Here is a 16,619-nt window from a genome sequence, read left to right as displayed (position 1 = left end):
CATTATCTTCTTTCATTAACCGACTTTAGCTATGAGACAGGAATTTTAATCTTTGAGCGACTTTGGAGGTACTGCAAAAACTTGACCATTCTCACCAAATACAATTTTTCCCCCTAACTTTTCAATATTATTTTGAGCCATTTTACGAGTATTTTGATCACGAGCATTTACCCAGACTAAAAACCATGCCCCGACTTGTGCTTGACTACTATCGGGATTATTAGAAAGATACTCAACTGTACCACGAGCCGCTCTTTCTAGGCGTGTATTGTTAGCTATTTTTGCCCAGTCTGCCGCCATACTATAAGAGTTTTTTGCTGCGTTTATATCGCCTAAGAATAAGAGTTCATCAACACCTTTATATAACCAAATTAGATAAGCGTCTTTTGTTTGAGGTGATAATTTCTCTAAACCTTTATTCATTGCAGAAATAGTTCTTAGAGGAAGACCTGCATTAATGGAAGAAGCAGGAGAAATTAGTAAATAAGATTTAACAAAACGTGGATCATTTTTGACAATGATATCTAAATAATCGGGACTTAGATCAAATCCTGTTACTTTTCTCGCATCATCATCACCGTAGTATTGAATAAATTGCAATAATGACCAATTGGCGACTAGGTTTTTGAAGCCAAAACTAGGCATCGAATTAACAAAATTTAATTTAACTTTTTCGGTATTCGCTTCTTGTTGAACGTCTCTAACTCCTAAATTGTTAGATACAATATTAATGCGAGATAATTGCAGATAACTAATACTACCTAAGCAGGCTATTAACCCACTAACTAAACCAATTGTTTTTACCCATTGTTGATTAAAAGTTGTAATCATAAGCTTTTTATTTTAGGTCAATTCCATCGACACAAGATACAACACCTGCTGCATTAGCCGTAGTAACATTATCCTGAATGGGTGTATCATCTTCGCATAACACCGCATTGTAGCCACCAGAGGCACTTTGTCCAGATGCTGAGGCGTAGTTTTTGATATCGTTGTCATAGTCAGGTAAAGCTAGTGCTTTTTGTGCGCCATAGGTTGCATCAGGTGTTCCATCATTGGCAAAAGAATAGTATTGCCCTGGTGATGGAATTTTCATCGGTAAGTCTTGTATTTGTCCAAAAACCGTTTTTTCATAGCGATAAGCCATTTGTGCGCGGTTCATCGCTCCAAGAGTTGCTCTAGCTTCGGCTTGTCTTCCTTTTGCTATTTGTTGTAGTAGCATGGGTAGAGAAATAGCGGCAAGAACACCTACCATAATTACAACAACTAGAAGTTCAATTAGTGTAAAACCTCTGTTTTCTCTTTTCCTAACAAGGTTTTGCAGAAATTCGGCTGTAAAGTGGGTGTTCATTGTCCTTGTATCTTTGTGGTAGGGATTTCGTCTTATTAGTTACAGGATACCCACTTTGAGCTAAAGATATGTCATCTTCATCAAATCTTGATATTTATGCTAACGTCTTTGTAGAAGTAGAATGTTTACTTCTGACCTACAAAGTGTCAGTTGCCGCCAACTCTACAATCAAGATAGAATATAAATTAATCACTATTGTAATTATATTTACATTAAGTCATTCATTCTTATCTAGTTTTATAAAAATTTTAATTTAATGACTATAAATAAAGATTATATATTTAGTTTTATTGAGAATAAAATGGACTTTACTAAAAGCATACCAAGTTTATCAGAATTGTATCTTAATAATTGGTTAGATACTAAAACTGCTATTATAAATGCAATTCAAGCAGCAGAACAGATTAGCTTAAACCCCTTAAAATGTTCTGAACAGCTTATTTTAAAAATAACTTCGGGATGTTAGAAGTATGCCTCGTACACCTGAAGAACAATTAGAGATTAGCAGAATCTTAGATGAGGCTTTAAATGGTGAATCCTAAAAAGGATAAGCTAAGAGTTATTTTAGATACTTCAGTAATTATATCAGCTAACTATAGAAGTGAGGTATTTAGCTCACCTAGCATAATTTGGCAAGCTTTCTTAAATGAAGCTTTTACGTTAGTTATTAGTTCTCAAAACGCTAAATATTATAAATTTAACATTGAAAACGCCAGTGAATGATAGAAATTGAAGATTTAATTGGGTAATTGTTGAAATATTAATACCGCATCTAGAATGAATTCTCTGTCTCATAGCTGAAGTCCATTAAAATGGACTGGAAGTCGTTCTTTTAGTCGGTTTTAACAAGGGGCTGTGTGCGGAACCTGCGTCCGCACCTTGTAAGCCCCGCCGACTTTAGCTTTAAGACAGGGATTTTAATCCCTGGCGAATTGGTGTTCTAACGATTACCTGATTAATTTTTAACTTTCATAATTCTCTGATTGACTAATCAAATACTCACGGGATGGGGGATTATTTTCAAAGCTAGTTGTTTCTAAGGATGTAATAATAGTTTTTTGTTGATAATGTGTTTTTTGATTTATAACATAATTTACTGCTTGGTCTAATTGTTTCCTTCCTAAAGAAAAAATTCCATATCCTTCTTGCCAAAAGAATTTAGGAGAATTTATTAATTTAGTCTTGAGGTAGTGAGAGCTACTGCCTTTGAGGTTTTTCACAAAATCAGTAATTGATATACTAGGTGGAATTGAAGCAACAAGATGTATATGATCTTCTATTCCTCCAATTGCATGAATAATTGTGTTTAATGAATCGGCTTTACCTATTATATAAGGATAAAGTTTTTTTTCTTTTTCAGATGTTAAATAGGGATAACGGTTTTTTGTAGCCCAGACAAGATGATAATATAATCGCCATAATGCCATTTTTTTGTTTCCTTTATTATGTTTATCAGTTTATTGGTTTGTTGGTTTGTTGGTTATATCAATTCACTTTTCCAATGCTACAGGTTTTGATCCCCCGCCTGCGGCACCCCCCTTATGAAGGGGGGTTGGGGGGATCGCTAATCAGGATCTGTAGTCAAATTTTTTAGAATTGGTATTAGTTTGTTGGTTTGATGGTTCGTTAGTTCGTTGGTTCGTTGGTTCGTTGGTTTGATGGTTTGATGGTTCGATGGTTTATTGGTTTGTTGGTTTGTTGGTTTGATGGTTTGATGGTTTGATGGTTTATTGGTTCGTTGGTTTGTTGGTTTGATGGTTTAATTGGTTCGTCGGTTCGTAGGTTTGATGGTTTGTTGGTTTGATGGTTTGATGGTTCGTTGGTTCGTAGGTTTGATGGTTCGATGGTTTATTGGTTTATTGGTTTATTGGTTTGATGGTTTGATGGTTCGTTGGTTTGTTGGTTTGTTGGTTCGTTGGTTCGTTGGTTTATTGGTTTGATGGTTCGTTGGTTGATTGGTACGTTGGTTGATTGGTTTATTGGTACGTTGGTTGATTGGTTTATTGGTTTGATGGTTTGATGGTTTGATGGTTCGATGGTTTGATGGTTTGATGGTTCGATGGTTTGTTGGTTTGATGGTTCGATGGTTTATTGGTTTGTTGGTTCGTTGGTTCGATGGTTTGATGGTTTGTTGGTTTGATGGTTTGTTAGTTATATCAATTCACTTTTCCAATGCTACAGGTTTTGATCCCCCCGCCTGCGGCACCCCCCTTCATAAGGGGGGTTGGGGGGATCGCTAATCAGGATCTGTAGTCAAATTTTTTAGAATTGGTATTAGTTTGTTGGTTCGTTGGTTTGATGGTTTGTTGGTTTGATGGTTCGTTGGTTTGTTGGTTTATTGGTACGTTGGTTTGATGGTTCGTTGGTTTGTTGGTTTGTTGGTTTATTGGTTTGTTGGTTTATTGGTTTGTTGGTTTGTTGGTTTGTTGGTTTGCCAGTGAATAAATTCACTGTCTCATAGCTTAAGTCCGTTAAAACGGACTAATTTAATTAAATGGTTTGTAGTCCATTTCAATGGACTTTTGCTATTAGCCGTGAAATTTATTTCGCGGTGGGTTATGGACTAAAATCCCTAGCATACTTGGCTCTAGCATACTTCGCTACACCTCACCCACCCCAATAAAACAAAAAATACGGAAGGTAAAATCAAACCCTCCGTAAATATATAGAATTAAGCTATTTCTAACCGATTAGACTTAGTTAACTGCTTCACTATTAGTACCACAAGCAGCAGTACCAGTAGCAACAGCCGGACCGATGTTGTTTAGAGATGGATTCGTGTTTTGTTCACAGACGATCGCACTATATGTGCCATCAGCAAGTTGACCAACAGCAGAGGTATAATCTTTAATATCATTAGTATAGGCTGGTAGTGATGATGCTAGGTGATTAGCACCCACTACAGTGCCACCTACTACAGTAACAGTGTAGTATTGTCCAGAATCCATTTGAATGGGTAGTCTCGTCATGGCATTAGCAAAGGTCGCTTTTTCTAAACGGTAAGCTTGTTGTGCGCGGTTGAGAGCGCCGAGGTTGGTTTTAGCTTCTGCTTGTCTGCCTTTAGCAACTTGGCTGAGGAGGTTGGGAAGTGCGATCGCAGCCAGTACACCGATGATGATAACAACGACTAATAGTTCAATTAAGGTGAAACCTTTGTTATTTTTCTTTTTAGCGAGGTGGTTGAGAAATTTGACTTTAAATTGAGTATTCATGTGAGTATTTTTTCCTTGTGGTAGGTGGGTTTTTCTCTTCTAAATACAATGTACCCACTTTGATCAAAATACATATCACTAAAAGAAAAAATTTTTTTGTTTTTTAGAGAACCTCACCCCCAGCCCCTCTCCTATGAGGAGATGGGAGAATTGAGCAATTTTTTCCAGTTCCCCCTCCTTATTGAACCTCACCCCCAGCCCCTCTCCTATGAGGAGATGGGAGAATTGAGCGATGTTTTCCAGTTCCCCCTCCTTGAAGGAGGGGGCTAGGGGGCGGTAGCTTGGCAATTGAACAAAATCGCGTCATTATGGATTGCATAGAGGTTGAGCGAAAGAACCTCGAATCCCCTACAATGAGGAATGACAGATGATGGGATTAAAACAAATCGATCTACTAGGTGAATGGAATCCCCAACTTTTGCGAGAATTAAAAGGACAGCTTAAACCTCGAAACATATTCATCGCTGCGGCTGTCTCGATTATTGGTCAATTTTTGGTCTATCTCAACTCCAAAAGTGATTTACCTGTTTCTGAAGGAGTTTTTAACCGTTATTGTACGGGTAGTCCGCCACCAAGCTATCAATCAGGCTATTATCATAACAATACTTACTGTGTCAAGGATCTTAATGATAACTTAATGATTCTCGATAAATTATGGTGGCTAGATATCTTTATTTGTCTTAGCATCCTTGGGATTTTTGCTCTCTTGGTGGTTGGTACATATTTACTTATCGCAGATTTATCTAAAGAGGAAAACCGAGGTACACTGAATTTTATACGTTTGAGTCCTCAATCCGCTAAAGATATTTTCTTGGGCAAAATCTTCGGTGTTCCGATTTTACTTTATATTGTGGGGGCTTTGGCTCTACCGTTTCATCTTACTGCGGGTTTATTGGCAAGTATTCCTTTAAGTCTAATTTTAAGCTTTTATGGAGTATTAATCGCTAGTTGCGCCTTTTTCTATAGTGCGGCTTTACTTTTTGGGCTAATTGGTCATAAAATTGGCAGTTTTCAAGGTTTTGTAGCGAGTGGCTCAATTTTGTGGTTTCTCTTCGTTTCATCTCTATGGCTTTTCCATAGTTATAGTTATGCTTATGAAGATATGCCCGCTACACCTTTTAATTTCCTTTTACTGTTTAATCCAGTAATTAGTTTACCCTATTTGGTGCGATCGACTTTTCTTTCTAACTCCGCAGTCGGTTATTTAGGTCTTCCGAGTAGTTCAACTTGGGGATGGTATGGTCAAAATATCTGGAGTAATACGATCGCCACTATAACCTTTATCTTACTCAATTTTGCTTTGTGGACTTATTGGATTCATCAAAGTTTAAAACGATGTTTTCATAATCCTAGGGCAACACTATTAAGTAAATCCCAGAGTTATTGGGTAACAGGTAGCTTTATCGTTATTGGCTTAGGTTTTGTCTTACAAACCACAAATCCTCAAGCAATTTTCGCTAATTATACCATATTACTTGGATTATTGGTAGCATTTTCAATAATTTTAATGTTTGCCATCAGTCCAGGACGACAAGCAATGCAAGATTGGATGCGCTATCGTCATTTAGATAAACCCAAAAATCTGATTTATGATTTGCTATTTAGCGAAAAAAGTCCGTCTACTGTGGCATTCGCGCTAAATTTAGCCATTGTGATTGTATTTCTAGTTCCTGCGATTCTTTTCTCACCCCTCAAAGAATACAAGATATCAACTATCGTGGGATTGTTCATCACCGTAAACATGATTTTAATTTATGGTACGATCGCCCAATGGATCTTATTACAAAAAACTCAGAAGCGTAGTTTATGGGTAGGTGGTGCGATCGCATCTTTAATCACATTACCGCAACTATTTCTTAGTATATTACGAATCTTTCCCGATGATCTCGCTTGGCCTTGGTTTTTCTCTGCTTTTCCCATGTTAGCGGTTCAACATCAAATGTCTTTGTTTCCGCTTTTAATGTCTGTTTTAGGACAATGGACAGCTTTATCATTAATCAGTTTCCAGATGTCACGTCAACTACGAAAACTAGGAGAATCGAGTACTAAAGCATTACTATCTTAAACTTTTTTAATCGAGGTGGGGATGACCCACCTTTATTGTGCCGATTTTAAACTGGTTTTTGTGGCAGCTACCATACCCGCTTTAATATAATTGCTATAGTTATCGATTCTATCTTGTTGACCCATTCTCTGCGGGCTATAAAATACATCTGTTAAACCCATGCTGAGAACAACAACCGATGCACTAATCATTACATAATTACGAACTGCTTGGGGAATGAGAGAGTTGACTAACATGGGTTTTCCTTCTTTCTTTAACTATCTACAGAATAAAAGAGAGATAAAGTCATGTCAGTCCCAAAAGACTTGGAAATACTAGGGTTTCTATGTGGAAAAAAGTAGAAGTTAACCCATTAACCCTTATACAGATTTATCATAGAAATAGTGACGATCGCTATAAACACTTTATGACTCAAATCACGATTAACATTCCCGATGAATTGATATCCCGTCTGAATAGCCTTCCGACACCTGTATCCGATATCATCGCCATAGCGTTAGAAAAATATCTTGAGGAGACCTATAATATTACTCATACCGAGACGTGGAAACTGTGTGGTACTCTTGAAATTTCTCAGCCTGACCCTAAATATATCGTGGGCAAAAATGAACAAGGTGAGATAATGACTAACTATGCTGAAAAAATTGATGAAATTTTCTCCTAAAAACCTGTGAATCAAGAAATTATTGTTGATACATCTGCCTTAGTCGCTTTTTTTGTTCGTTCTGAAACTCATCATCACTCAGCTATTCAATATATCTCACAAAACCCTCAAAAACGTTGGATTATCCTAGAAACAGTCTTTGATGAAACAGTCACATGGCTTCGCACTAAAATTTCTAGTCAAGTATCGATCCAAGTTGGTCAACTTCTAAGAACAGAACATCTATATATTAATCTATCAGATTATGATGATGCTAAAGTCTGGGAAGCTTTTTGTAAATATGATGACAAAAAATGGAGTTACACAGACTGTTCTATTTTAGTTATGGCTTATCGCTTAGAAGTCTTAGAAGTTTTCTCTTTTGATGAACACATCCGTCAAATGGCAGGTTTAGGAATTATTTGTGTTCCATAATTAGATTATGACTCAACAAAAAGTTATTGTAATCGGTGGAGGTGCTGCGGGTTTTTTCGGTGCGATAACCTGCGGGAATACCTATCCTAATGTACAAGTTACTTTACTCGAAGCAGGACGCGAACCTCTCGCTAAAGTTCGCATTTCGGGTGGGGGTAGATGCAATGTCACCCATCACTGTTTTGAACCATCTCAATTAATTAATTACTATCCTAGAGGGGGAAAAGCGTTAAGAGGTGCGTTTACTCGCTTTCAACCTAAAGATACATGGACCTGGTTTGGGACGCAAGGTGTTAAGTTAAAAACGGAGGCCGATGGCAGAATGTTCCCCGTTACAGATAATTCTCAAACGATCGTCAATTGTTTGATGGATGCGGCTAATTTTAATGGGGTAAAACTGATGACTAATACGATAGTGCAGTCCGTTAGTCACGTATCAGATGGCTTTGAGGTGGCTTTAAAAAATGGAAATATCTTAAAATGCGATCGTCTTCTCATCGCTACTGGAAGTAACCCTCTTGGCTATCGTTGGGCAAAAACCCTAGGACACACCATCGAACCACCTGTACCGTCTTTATTCACGTTCCAAATTAATGATTCTCGTCTGAAAGATTTAGCAGGGGTAAGCGTCGAGAATGCGACTGTTAGGTTACTGACTCTCGATAAAACAAAATTAGAGCAAACGGGACCAGTTTTAATTACTCATTGGGGTTTAAGTGGCCCTGCGGTGTTAAAATTATCGGCTTGGGGTGCTAGAATTCTCCATGACCACAGTTATAAGATGTCTTTACAAATTAATTGGCTAAGTGAATATAATTCTGAAACGATTCGCCAATTTTTAATTAATATAAAAAATGAGCATTCTAAACGAAAAGTATCTAGTTTTTGTCCATTTTCATTGCCTAAACGTCTTTGGCAAAGCATTCTAATTTATCTAAAAATAAATTTTGAAACCCTTTGGGCAGATTTATCGAAATCTTCTTTAAATCAATTGGTGCAAGAATTAACGCAAAGTCAATATCAAATTACAGGTAAAGGGGTGTTTAAAGAGGAGTTTGTGACTTGTGGGGGGGTGAGTTTAAAAGAAATTGATTTTAAGACGATGGAAAGTAAAATCTGTCGGGGTTTATATTTTGCGGGGGAAATCTTAGATATTGACGGGGTGACGGGTGGTTTTAATTTTCAGAGTGCATGGACAACTTCTTGGTTAGCGGGTAAAGCGATCGGGCGAGTATAATAATCATTAATCCAACTGGTTCTAATGTCTCCTTTTTGGTTCGCTTGCCATACTCTACCCGTTTCTATTTCTAATCCTGTTAACCAACCACGACCACAAGCCCATGTATCGATACATATAGCATAACCTAGATTAATTGGTTTACCATTTTTTTGACTGGTATGACCACAAATCATCGTTTTACCAGAATAGTGAGGAAGCGGTTTATCAAGTTTTTTCCAAAATAAGTCTTGTTGGGATTGTTGATTTAGGGGAAGTTTCGGATTAAGATTGGCATGAACAAAGATAAAATTTTCGGTTTCTAACCAGGAATAACATTTCTTTTCTAGAAAATTCCAATGAGAGTTAGGTATGTTGGACAAAGCTTTTAAGTCATTTTGTCCATAAGATGCTAGGGTTTTATTTCCATCTTTTTTGTAAAACCAATCTAGGGCAGCTTTTTTATCTGTACGCGCCTCTAACATTATGATGTCATGGTTTCCCAGTAATGGGATCAATTGACCCGTTTTATTTAATTTAATTAATCTTTCAAGGACTCCTTTTGAATCAGGGCCTTTGTTAACATAGTCTCCTAGTGTAATGATCTTATCATACGATCGCAGTCCTACAGCTTTGAGTAAATGATCCAAAGCTTTTGAACAACCATGTATATCACCAATTACTAGAGTACTCATGATCCTAACTTTAAAAGACGGTCAATACAATTAGATGGGATACTATTTTCTTAGTATTATGAGGCTAAATCCAGTTTCAGTCTTTCTGCTAAATGGGTGATTTTCGACCAAGCTTGAGATTGAATTAAAGATGAGGGAAATAATTGACTAGATAAACCAACTGCGATCGCACCTGCACTAATAAAATTTTTCGCATTTTCTAGCGTAACACCTCCAGTGGGAATTAGGGGAATTTCTCCCATAGGCCCTTGTAATGCTTTAAGATATTCCACACCTCCTACTGCTTGTATGGGAAATACTTTGACACAACTTGCCCCCATTTGCCAAGCTGTAATAATCTCAGTTGGAGTTAATGCACCTGGAATAATCGGAATTTTAGCCTGATTCGCCATTTGGATTAGTGTAGGATTAACATGAGGCGTAAAACAAAAACGAATTTTAGATGCGATCGCTTTTTGGAGTTCGTCTACGGTTAAAATAGTTCCAGTACCAATCCAACAATCAGGTAAATCTATATTCAATTGTTGGATAATCTGAGCAGGATCTTTACTATTCCAAGTAATCTCAATTAATTTAATGCCACCTGCTGCCACTGATGACGCTAAACTAATAGCTAAATCGATATCTTGCGATCGTATCACAGCAATGACTCGTTCTTTTCGCAAAACATCCCACCAAGATTCTAAATAATCTGCGTTTTCTTTCATTAATGCTATAAATACAATAAATACGCCAGAGATGAAAATCCCTGTCTCAAAGCTTAAGTCGGCTAAAACCGACTAATTTTAAAAGGCTTTCAGTCCATTTTAAGGGAATTGTGCTGTAATACAGTACGCCAGGGATTAAAATCCCTGTCTCAAAGCTTAAGTCGGTTAAAACCGACTCTTTGCAAGGAGTTTAGTCCATTTTAATGGACTTTTGCTATAAGACAGTGAATTCATTCACTGGTGTACTTGTCATTAGATTAAATTTCCATTTAGAAAAATCACAATGCTCCTCTTACTAAAATAACAGTCCCATCGACATTTTTCGCAATGGTTTCGGGAATATTACCATAAATCACATTTTTGAGTAATCCTTCTCGACTTGCTCCCAACATCACCACATCACAGTTTTTTGCTTGTGCTAAGTCTGTAATGGCATCAACAACAGAATGAGAACAAATAGGCACAGAGATAATCGGTTTATCTATTTTATTTTCTAACGCTTGGGTAACTTCTTGCAAACTTTGATAATCTGGGTCAAGATCAGATGGAAGATAAACTCGACATAACCAAAGTTCGGGTGTATCAGGGCGAGCATATAATTTAGCAAAGGCTGGTAATAATTGTATGCCACTTTGAGCATTTGGTCCGCCTGCGAGTGATACTAACCAAGTTGCACGATTATTTAGATAATAGGGAAATACTAAAGGGTTTGTACTCAGTTTGACTAAGACTAACTCACAGGTTGCTTGATGAATAAGTGTATCAACCATATCACCAAAAATTGCACCTTGAGTTGATGTATTTCCTTTCCATCCCATCACCATCATTTTGATATGACGTTCTCGTATTGTTTCTATAATAGCTTCAGAGATATCTTGCGCTACTCTGATTTGTGTATGTACAGATAGTTGCTGTTGTCTCCCCATTCGTTCCAAACGGTGCATAATTTTTCTAGCTTCACGTGTATCAACTTGGGTTTCTGATGGGGAACTATGACGAGAAATTTTGATAATCTGGAGACAGTCTATCTCATAGTTATGATAACGTGCGATCGCTCCTGCTATTTGAAATAAGGCTGTTGCTGTTTCTGGGTTAGCGATGGGTAATAATATTCGTCCTTTTCCTGTAGCTGGGGAACGAGTCTGATAAATTATATATGAGGGTGCAGTTTTGACTAAATCTAAAGGTTGTCCACTCAATTGATTGACTTCTACTCGAATAATATCAGTACGCGTAATAATTCCCACCAGTTTATTACCTTCGGTGACGGGAAGACGCGAAAGCTTATAGCGGTTAAGTAAAAATAAAACATCACTGATGGAAGTTGAAGGGTTGACGGTTATCAGTTGATTTGTCATTATTTCTTTTAGAAGGGTTTCTTTTGAGTGTTGCTTTTTATCTAAATCACTCTGTGTAAAAATTCCCACTAATACATCTTGTGCAACGACTGGAAAACCCCGATGATGGGAAAGAGACATGATTTTTAGCACTTCATCTAAGGTTAAGTCACTCGATAAGGTTTCTACCTGAGACTGCATGACATCTGCTGCGGTTAAATGACTCAAAAAGTTATCGTTTGCGTTTTCTTCTTTAAAAGGAATACCACTAGCGATGAGTAAATGCTGATAGAGTGAACCCCCGAAAACACTTTCCGCAGTAATATAAGAAACTGCACAAGTAATCATTAGAGGTAAAACTAAATTAAAATCACTATTTAACTCGAAAACAATTACAATCGCTGTTATGGGAACTCGAACGACTCCAGTAAACATTGCTCCCATACCCGCTAAAGCAAACGTAACCTCTGTCGATGTACCTGTAATAAAGTGTTCTACTTCCCCTACTAAATATCCTAACGCTGAACCCATGACTAAAGCTGGTGCAAATAAACCCCCCGGCGCACCAGAACTGTAAGCTAACATGGTAAGGAGAAAATGGGCGACAAATGCAATAGCGATGTTGGGCGACGATAATTCTCCATTGACTAAGAATTCTCGTAATCCTGCATTATCTCGGAAGAATGGCGGCAATAAAGCGATAATAAACCCCGAAAAGCATCCAATTACACCAATTCTGACGGATAATGATAAATTTAATCGTCTCTGCAACCCCGAAAAGTACAACACACCTTTATTAAAAAAAGCGCCTAAAACGCCAGCTAATGCACCAAGTAAAATATAAAAGGGAATTTCTGGTGCTGAAAAACTTGTTTTAACGGTATCCAATAATACAGCAGGAATATTCAAATCTGCTGACTGAAGCAGCATCGAAACAACTGCACCCGTAAATGAAGCAACAATAGCGGTTTCTAAAGTTAATCCTGAAACATCCCGCATTAGTTCTTCGACAACAAACAAAACCCCCGCAATTGGTGTAGCAAAACCCGCAGCTAACCCCGCAGCAGCCCCCGCAGCAATCATTTGACGGCGATGCTCAGGCGAAGTCGGCACCCAAGTACACAGTTGTGCGGCTAAAGCAGCCCCGATATGCACCGTCGGCGCTCGTCTACCCAGAGTTAACCCCGCTCCTAAAACTAAAATTGTCCCAAAAAGCTTGACAATTGCAACTTTTAATGATAAAGAAATAGGAAATCTAGCTAAGGCGGCTTTGACTTGCGGAATTCCACCACCAGCAGCAGCAGGGGAATAGTGTTCGAGTACCCAGCCCGATAAACCACCAAAAATTAAACCCGCTAGAGGTAATGTAATCCATGCTCCAAACTGATTTGCTGCATCGAGGCGTATCCCCCCTAACCATCCGATCCCTTCTTTGAGGAGCAGTGCCGCAACAGCAGAGAGAACCCCAATTAAACACGCTTCGACAAGAGCATATCGGGTATCGATCGCACTTCGTCCAAAGTGTCGAGATTTAAACCAGCGTTTGCAGGTATTTAAAAGATGCACGGAGCCTCATAACGCGTTCGATTTTCGGGGGTTACTGCTATAGGTTATCGTGTAAAGAGTGAATGTGACCAAGTTTGATTATTCCATTTCATTTAGCCAAGTTTGTAAAGCATTAACTAAAAAAGGTTGATTAGGAATAAATCCTCGTAAAGGAGGTTCGACAGGTTGTGTTGTGATTACTGCAATAGAGGCTTCATCACTAAAAATTTTACAAAGAGTTAAAAAAGTGCTACTAGGATTGTCTCCATAAAAAATCAAAGCGAGTTTTGAAATATTTAGATGTGTTTTGAGGTTGATCAGTTGATTTTCTAAGTCGTAGACATCATTAATTTGACGATTGGAGTAATTAGCGATCGTTTTAAAGATTCGGTTACTGATTCCTTTAGCTAGTTTATCTATATTTGTTTCTTCACTAATAGTTTTAATGTTGATGCAAATGGGATAAATTGTTTGTGTCGGAGTGAGTTGATTAAGGATCTCGCTTATATCCGTATATTGTTGATTTAAATATTGGATAGTAGTCTCGTTAGTTATTATAGCTTCTCCATGCCATGCTCTAGAGAAATTTGGATAGCTCATATGTTTAGAACAATATTCTAATAGCAAATTACATTCGTATTCTGGATATTTTTTGAATAATTGAACTATCTTTATAAGTATTGATTCATCTATACTTTCCGTATTATGTAAGATTTTATTAAGACTTAAAATACTACCTAAACGTATTTTATTGATTGATTCTTTCTCTAAAAAGTAATTAATGATTAAATTGACATTATCTTCTACATTACTACTAAAATATCCAATTTTATTTAAAAACAAAACTAAAATTTCATTTAATAACTCTTGATCAATATGGATTAATAAACTAACAGGAAAATTGGGGTCAATTTCGACATTAAGCCATTGACAAAAATCTACATAAATAGATTGATCAAAATGATTAATTCTACTTTTTTCAACATGAAAATCATAAAAATATTGTTGCTCTAAATTATCATAATCAATAAAAATTATTTCATTTAAAAAACAATCTGAAAATTCTTCTAGCCAATCTTTTAGATTTTTTAAAGCTTTTAAACGATAAAATTTTAAATTATTTTCATTATCGATAAATTTAATAACAGTTTGAATAAAAGAGTTTTTATGTTTTTCATCAATTTTATTATTGTCTTGTCCTAACCATAGTAAAATTACTTCTTTCCACTGAGGCTCAGAAACTCGATATATACCTTGCTCTGGATTTTCAGGAATATGATTAATAAAAAAATTATAATTATCAATACTAATTGCTGCAAAATACTCTAGAAAACTAGGATGGAAAAAAGTATAAACAGGCTCATTAGGATTTTCAGCAGCAACCCCTACTTTATTTAACCATCCTATATTTAAAGCTAACTTAAATAAAGATGAAGGTTCATCTATTGTACCTAAAACGTTAACAACTTGAGTATGAGTTAATCGAAAACGAGATGATGACTGATCCAATGAATTTTTGGCTAATTCTCCTAAAGCTTTATTTAATTCCTCTTGCTGTGTTGATGTTGTAGAAAAGTATTGTGATTTCCACTCATATAAATGCTCAACAAAACATTTATATAAACCTGCTTTAGTTTCTGGTAATCTTTCTCCTCTTAATTGCCAAGAATAACACAGTAAAGTTAGACAAAGAGGTTGTTTTATTAAATTACGGATTTTCTGATTTCCTGTTCTATTTAATTCTTCTTTTAGAGAGATAGCATACTTATTTGGATTAACCGTAGCCAACCATTTATCAATAAAATGCTCAACTTGTTGCTCATTAAAATTCAAATTGCAATATACATCAAACTTCTCTAAATAATTTTTTCCAGTATCCCAAACATTTAAACGACAAGTTAAAATAATTTTTGCTGAATTTATCCAACTTTTTAATTGTGTATTTATCCACAACAAGGGGTTATTCAATCCCATCTCGTCAACACCGTCTAATAATAACCATACTTGTCCTTGTTTAAAAATTTCTACTAGAGTATTTTGGGCTTCTTCGGTGGTGTGTTTAACTTTGAGTGCTTGTTTTAACCATTCTTGTAATAAATAATCTTCTAAACTTTGTTCTTGCAAATCCGCCAAAGAAACCCAAATTACGGTATTTTCTTGTTTATTATTCAATAGCCATTTTGCAACCTTCTGTAAAAATGTTGTTTTTCCGGCTCCTGGCTCTCCAATGATAGCAATTCGCTGATTATTACTTTTAGGGCTATTTCCTTTTTCTAAAACTTCCTCGAAAAACTCATTATTATTAAATACACGAGTTATTTCATCTTTAGTTTCAGTATATTTTACATCATCTTTTATAGATACATTATCTATGATTGGTTGTTGTTTTCTTTCTTTTAAATCTAAAGGAACGTAAATATCTGTACTATTAAACGTCATTCCTCCTCTTGCTGTTAGAGGATTAGTTGTAAGACGTTGAATTTGTTCTTCTATCATTTCTGTAAAAGTTTTGACTTTTTCTAAGGAGAAAGGAGAATCAACTATATCAGAGAGATTTAATCTTAAACACTGAGTAATTCCTTCTGCATTAGATCTATCAATACCTATGCCTCTAAAAAATCGTTCAATTGTAGTTTTAGATATTCCTGTTATTTCTTCTATACGCTCATAAGTTAAAGATTTGCCATCTTGCCATTGTGCTGATCTGAGTTTCTTCTGTCCTTCTGGATTTGCTTTAACACTTCTTGTAGACATACCGATCTTGTTAAGAATGTTCATGTTTATAATTTAGAGTTCCCAAAAGCTCATAACAAAATCATAGTTGTTCACTAAATTCAACACAAGCTCAGATCACCTCACTTTTTTTCTGATGCGTTCTGCTCTTTCTAAGCTTTGATTTTTCAATTAATCTCAAATTATCGAATATATGAAATAAAATATGAATACACAAAAACAGATTTACCAGATTTTTCAAGATGACAGCAACAAGATTAAAATTCAATCTTTAAATATCTTGCAACCACAAAAAGATACTAATCATGTTCAACGTCGTCAGCAACAGCGAGCTATAAATAAGATAATGATTCAGATTGCGCTTCTTTATGGCCGTAAACAATATAATAAAGGTGCTGTTATCTACACCCTCAGCGATCGTATTTTAGAGAAAACTCCTTATTATAAATTTGGCAATACGCTTCGAGGACTAAGGGTTGTATGTCGTCATGGTCTTCCAAACCCACAAATTTTAACAGCTTACTGGCACAATAAAACTATTAATCGAGTACGTGGATAGGTAAAAATTACCCAAACCAAAAATCCCCTATCGTTTCGGATAGAGGGTAATGGTGTTTGAAGATTAATCCTGGCATCGAGCTATTGTCCCGTGGGGCAACCCCCAAAGTATCGTAGCCGCT

General features: G+C 36.4%; 19 protein-coding genes. 9 read left to right on the top strand and 10 right to left on the bottom strand.

The window, feature by feature from the left end:
* Positions 1-45 precede the first annotated feature (45 nt).
* Together C7H19_RS18765 and C7H19_RS18760 are read right to left on the bottom strand one after the other, a co-directional pair.
* The gene (locus C7H19_RS18765; protein WP_106458458.1) at positions 46-831 is read right to left on the bottom strand and encodes a hypothetical protein; all 786 of its coding nucleotides are present in this window, start codon (positions 829-831) and stop codon (positions 46-48) included.
* A 7-nt stretch (positions 832-838) separates the two neighbouring features.
* Positions 839-1,351 (bottom strand): type IV pilin-like G/H family protein, encoded by a 513-nt coding sequence (locus C7H19_RS18760; RefSeq protein WP_106458457.1) that lies wholly within the window; start codon positions 1,349-1,351, stop codon positions 839-841.
* A gap of 301 nt (positions 1,352-1,652) precedes the next feature.
* On the opposite strand from C7H19_RS18760, the gene C7H19_RS25845 reads away from it, so the two are divergent.
* Positions 1,653-1,817: a hypothetical protein gene (locus tag C7H19_RS25845; RefSeq protein ID WP_181280667.1), complete on the top strand. Its 165-nt coding sequence runs from the start codon at positions 1,653-1,655 to the stop codon at positions 1,815-1,817.
* A gap of 62 nt (positions 1,818-1,879) precedes the next feature.
* Positions 1,880-2,074 carry a PIN domain-containing protein gene (locus C7H19_RS18755; RefSeq protein ID WP_106458456.1) on the top strand — a complete coding sequence of 65 codons (195 nt, stop codon included), beginning with the start codon at positions 1,880-1,882 and terminating at the stop codon, positions 2,072-2,074.
* A 239-nt stretch (positions 2,075-2,313) separates the two neighbouring features.
* Here the strand turns inward: C7H19_RS18755 and tnpA are convergent, their stop codons facing one another.
* Complete coding sequence (tnpA, locus tag C7H19_RS18750; RefSeq protein ID WP_106458455.1) at positions 2,314-2,778, bottom strand: IS200/IS605 family transposase; 465 nt, start codon at positions 2,776-2,778, stop codon at positions 2,314-2,316.
* A gap of 360 nt (positions 2,779-3,138) precedes the next feature.
* On the opposite strand from tnpA, the gene C7H19_RS25840 reads away from it, so the two are divergent.
* Positions 3,139-3,291, top strand: a complete 153-nt coding sequence (locus C7H19_RS25840; protein ID WP_106458454.1) for a polyprotein — start codon at positions 3,139-3,141, stop codon at positions 3,289-3,291.
* Positions 3,292-3,378: 87 nt separating this feature from the next.
* Positions 3,379-3,591, top strand: a complete 213-nt coding sequence (locus tag C7H19_RS18740; RefSeq protein ID WP_106458453.1) for a hypothetical protein — start codon at positions 3,379-3,381, stop codon at positions 3,589-3,591.
* A 34-nt stretch (positions 3,592-3,625) separates the two neighbouring features.
* On the opposite strand, the gene C7H19_RS25835 is transcribed toward C7H19_RS18740, so the two are convergent.
* Positions 3,626-3,802, bottom strand: coding sequence for a hypothetical protein (locus C7H19_RS25835; RefSeq protein ID WP_181280666.1), 177 nt, complete (start codon positions 3,800-3,802; stop codon positions 3,626-3,628).
* Between the two features lie 245 nt (positions 3,803-4,047).
* On the bottom strand, positions 4,048-4,563 hold the full coding sequence (locus C7H19_RS18735) for a type IV pilin-like G/H family protein (RefSeq protein ID WP_106458452.1): 516 nt from the start codon (positions 4,561-4,563) through the stop codon (positions 4,048-4,050).
* Between the two features lie 370 nt (positions 4,564-4,933).
* Between C7H19_RS18735 and C7H19_RS18730 the strand changes: the two genes are divergently transcribed.
* Complete coding sequence (locus C7H19_RS18730; RefSeq protein WP_106458451.1) at positions 4,934-6,628, top strand: hypothetical protein; 1,695 nt, start codon at positions 4,934-4,936, stop codon at positions 6,626-6,628.
* Between the two features lie 32 nt (positions 6,629-6,660).
* On the opposite strand, the gene C7H19_RS18725 is transcribed toward C7H19_RS18730, so the two are convergent.
* Entirely contained in the window at positions 6,661-6,864 is a 204-nt protein-coding gene (locus C7H19_RS18725) for a hypothetical protein (protein ID WP_106458450.1), read from the bottom strand.
* Between the two features lie 89 nt (positions 6,865-6,953).
* On the opposite strand from C7H19_RS18725, the gene C7H19_RS18720 reads away from it, so the two are divergent.
* The 3 genes from C7H19_RS18720 to C7H19_RS18710 are packed head-to-tail and all read left to right on the top strand — an operon-like array spanning position 6,954 to position 8,943.
* The gene (locus tag C7H19_RS18720; RefSeq protein ID WP_245927631.1) at positions 6,954-7,292 is read left to right on the top strand and encodes a hypothetical protein; all 339 of its coding nucleotides are present in this window, start codon (positions 6,954-6,956) and stop codon (positions 7,290-7,292) included.
* 6 nt (positions 7,293-7,298) lie between these two features.
* Positions 7,299-7,706, top strand: a complete 408-nt coding sequence (locus tag C7H19_RS18715) for a type II toxin-antitoxin system VapC family toxin (protein WP_106458449.1) — start codon at positions 7,299-7,301, stop codon at positions 7,704-7,706.
* A 7-nt stretch (positions 7,707-7,713) separates the two neighbouring features.
* Positions 7,714-8,943: a BaiN/RdsA family NAD(P)/FAD-dependent oxidoreductase gene (locus C7H19_RS18710; protein WP_106458448.1), complete on the top strand. Its 1,230-nt coding sequence runs from the start codon at positions 7,714-7,716 to the stop codon at positions 8,941-8,943.
* Here the strand turns inward: C7H19_RS18710 and C7H19_RS18705 are convergent.
* The 4 genes from C7H19_RS18705 to C7H19_RS18690 form a co-directional block, all read right to left on the bottom strand.
* Positions 8,889-9,617, bottom strand: a complete 729-nt coding sequence (locus tag C7H19_RS18705) for a metallophosphoesterase family protein (RefSeq protein WP_106458447.1) — start codon at positions 9,615-9,617, stop codon at positions 8,889-8,891. The genes C7H19_RS18710 and C7H19_RS18705 overlap by 55 nt on opposite strands.
* A 56-nt stretch (positions 9,618-9,673) precedes the next feature.
* On the bottom strand, positions 9,674-10,324 hold the full coding sequence (locus C7H19_RS18700; RefSeq protein ID WP_106458446.1) for a bifunctional 4-hydroxy-2-oxoglutarate aldolase/2-dehydro-3-deoxy-phosphogluconate aldolase: 651 nt from the start codon (positions 10,322-10,324) through the stop codon (positions 9,674-9,676).
* Positions 10,325-10,602: 278 nt separating this feature from the next.
* A complete protein-coding gene (locus C7H19_RS18695) occupies positions 10,603-13,227 on the bottom strand; it encodes a chloride channel protein (RefSeq protein ID WP_106458445.1) in 2,625 nt (874 codons plus the stop codon).
* Positions 13,228-13,305: 78 nt separating this feature from the next.
* A complete protein-coding gene (locus C7H19_RS18690; RefSeq protein ID WP_106458444.1) occupies positions 13,306-15,960 on the bottom strand; it encodes an NACHT domain-containing protein in 2,655 nt (884 codons plus the stop codon).
* A gap of 184 nt (positions 15,961-16,144) precedes the next feature.
* Here C7H19_RS18690 and C7H19_RS18685 point away from each other — a divergent pair, with 184 nt between their 5' ends.
* A complete protein-coding gene (locus C7H19_RS18685) occupies positions 16,145-16,498 on the top strand; it encodes a DUF4258 domain-containing protein (protein WP_106458443.1) in 354 nt (117 codons plus the stop codon).
* Positions 16,499-16,619: the final 121 nt, after the last annotated feature.

This window comes from Aphanothece hegewaldii CCALA 016 (assembly GCF_003007785.1).
GTDB classification, from domain to species: domain Bacteria; phylum Cyanobacteriota; class Cyanobacteriia; order Cyanobacteriales; family Microcystaceae; genus Chroococcus; species Chroococcus hegewaldii.
The sequence above is the reverse complement of the archived record's forward strand: the minus strand, read 5'-3'. Positions and strand labels throughout refer to the sequence as shown.

Coding starts and splice junctions, on each gene's coding strand:
- C7H19_RS18765 (WP_106458458.1), bottom strand. CDS start 831: ATGATTACAACTTTTAATCAACAATGGGTAAAAACAATTGGTTTAGTT.
- C7H19_RS18760 (WP_106458457.1), bottom strand. CDS start 1,351: ATGAACACCCACTTTACAGCCGAATTTCTGCAAAACCTTGTTAGGAAA.
- C7H19_RS25845 (WP_181280667.1), top strand. CDS start 1,653: ATGGACTTTACTAAAAGCATACCAAGTTTATCAGAATTGTATCTTAAT.
- C7H19_RS18755 (WP_106458456.1), top strand. CDS start 1,880: ATGGTGAATCCTAAAAAGGATAAGCTAAGAGTTATTTTAGATACTTCA.
- tnpA (WP_106458455.1), bottom strand. CDS start 2,778: ATGGCATTATGGCGATTATATTATCATCTTGTCTGGGCTACAAAAAAC.
- C7H19_RS25840 (WP_106458454.1), top strand. CDS start 3,139: ATGGTTTGTTGGTTTGATGGTTTGATGGTTCGTTGGTTCGTAGGTTTG.
- C7H19_RS18740 (WP_106458453.1), top strand. CDS start 3,379: ATGGTTCGATGGTTTGATGGTTTGATGGTTCGATGGTTTGTTGGTTTG.
- C7H19_RS18735 (WP_106458452.1), bottom strand. CDS start 4,563: ATGAATACTCAATTTAAAGTCAAATTTCTCAACCACCTCGCTAAAAAG.
- C7H19_RS18730 (WP_106458451.1), top strand. CDS start 4,934: ATGGGATTAAAACAAATCGATCTACTAGGTGAATGGAATCCCCAACTT.
- C7H19_RS18725 (WP_106458450.1), bottom strand. CDS start 6,864: ATGTTAGTCAACTCTCTCATTCCCCAAGCAGTTCGTAATTATGTAATG.
- C7H19_RS18720 (WP_245927631.1), top strand. CDS start 6,954: ATGTGGAAAAAAGTAGAAGTTAACCCATTAACCCTTATACAGATTTAT.
- C7H19_RS18710 (WP_106458448.1), top strand. CDS start 7,714: ATGACTCAACAAAAAGTTATTGTAATCGGTGGAGGTGCTGCGGGTTTT.
- C7H19_RS18705 (WP_106458447.1), bottom strand. CDS start 9,617: ATGAGTACTCTAGTAATTGGTGATATACATGGTTGTTCAAAAGCTTTG.
- C7H19_RS18700 (WP_106458446.1), bottom strand. CDS start 10,324: ATGAAAGAAAACGCAGATTATTTAGAATCTTGGTGGGATGTTTTGCGA.
- C7H19_RS18690 (WP_106458444.1), bottom strand. CDS start 15,960: ATGTCTACAAGAAGTGTTAAAGCAAATCCAGAAGGACAGAAGAAACTC.
- C7H19_RS18685 (WP_106458443.1), top strand. CDS start 16,145: ATGAATACACAAAAACAGATTTACCAGATTTTTCAAGATGACAGCAAC.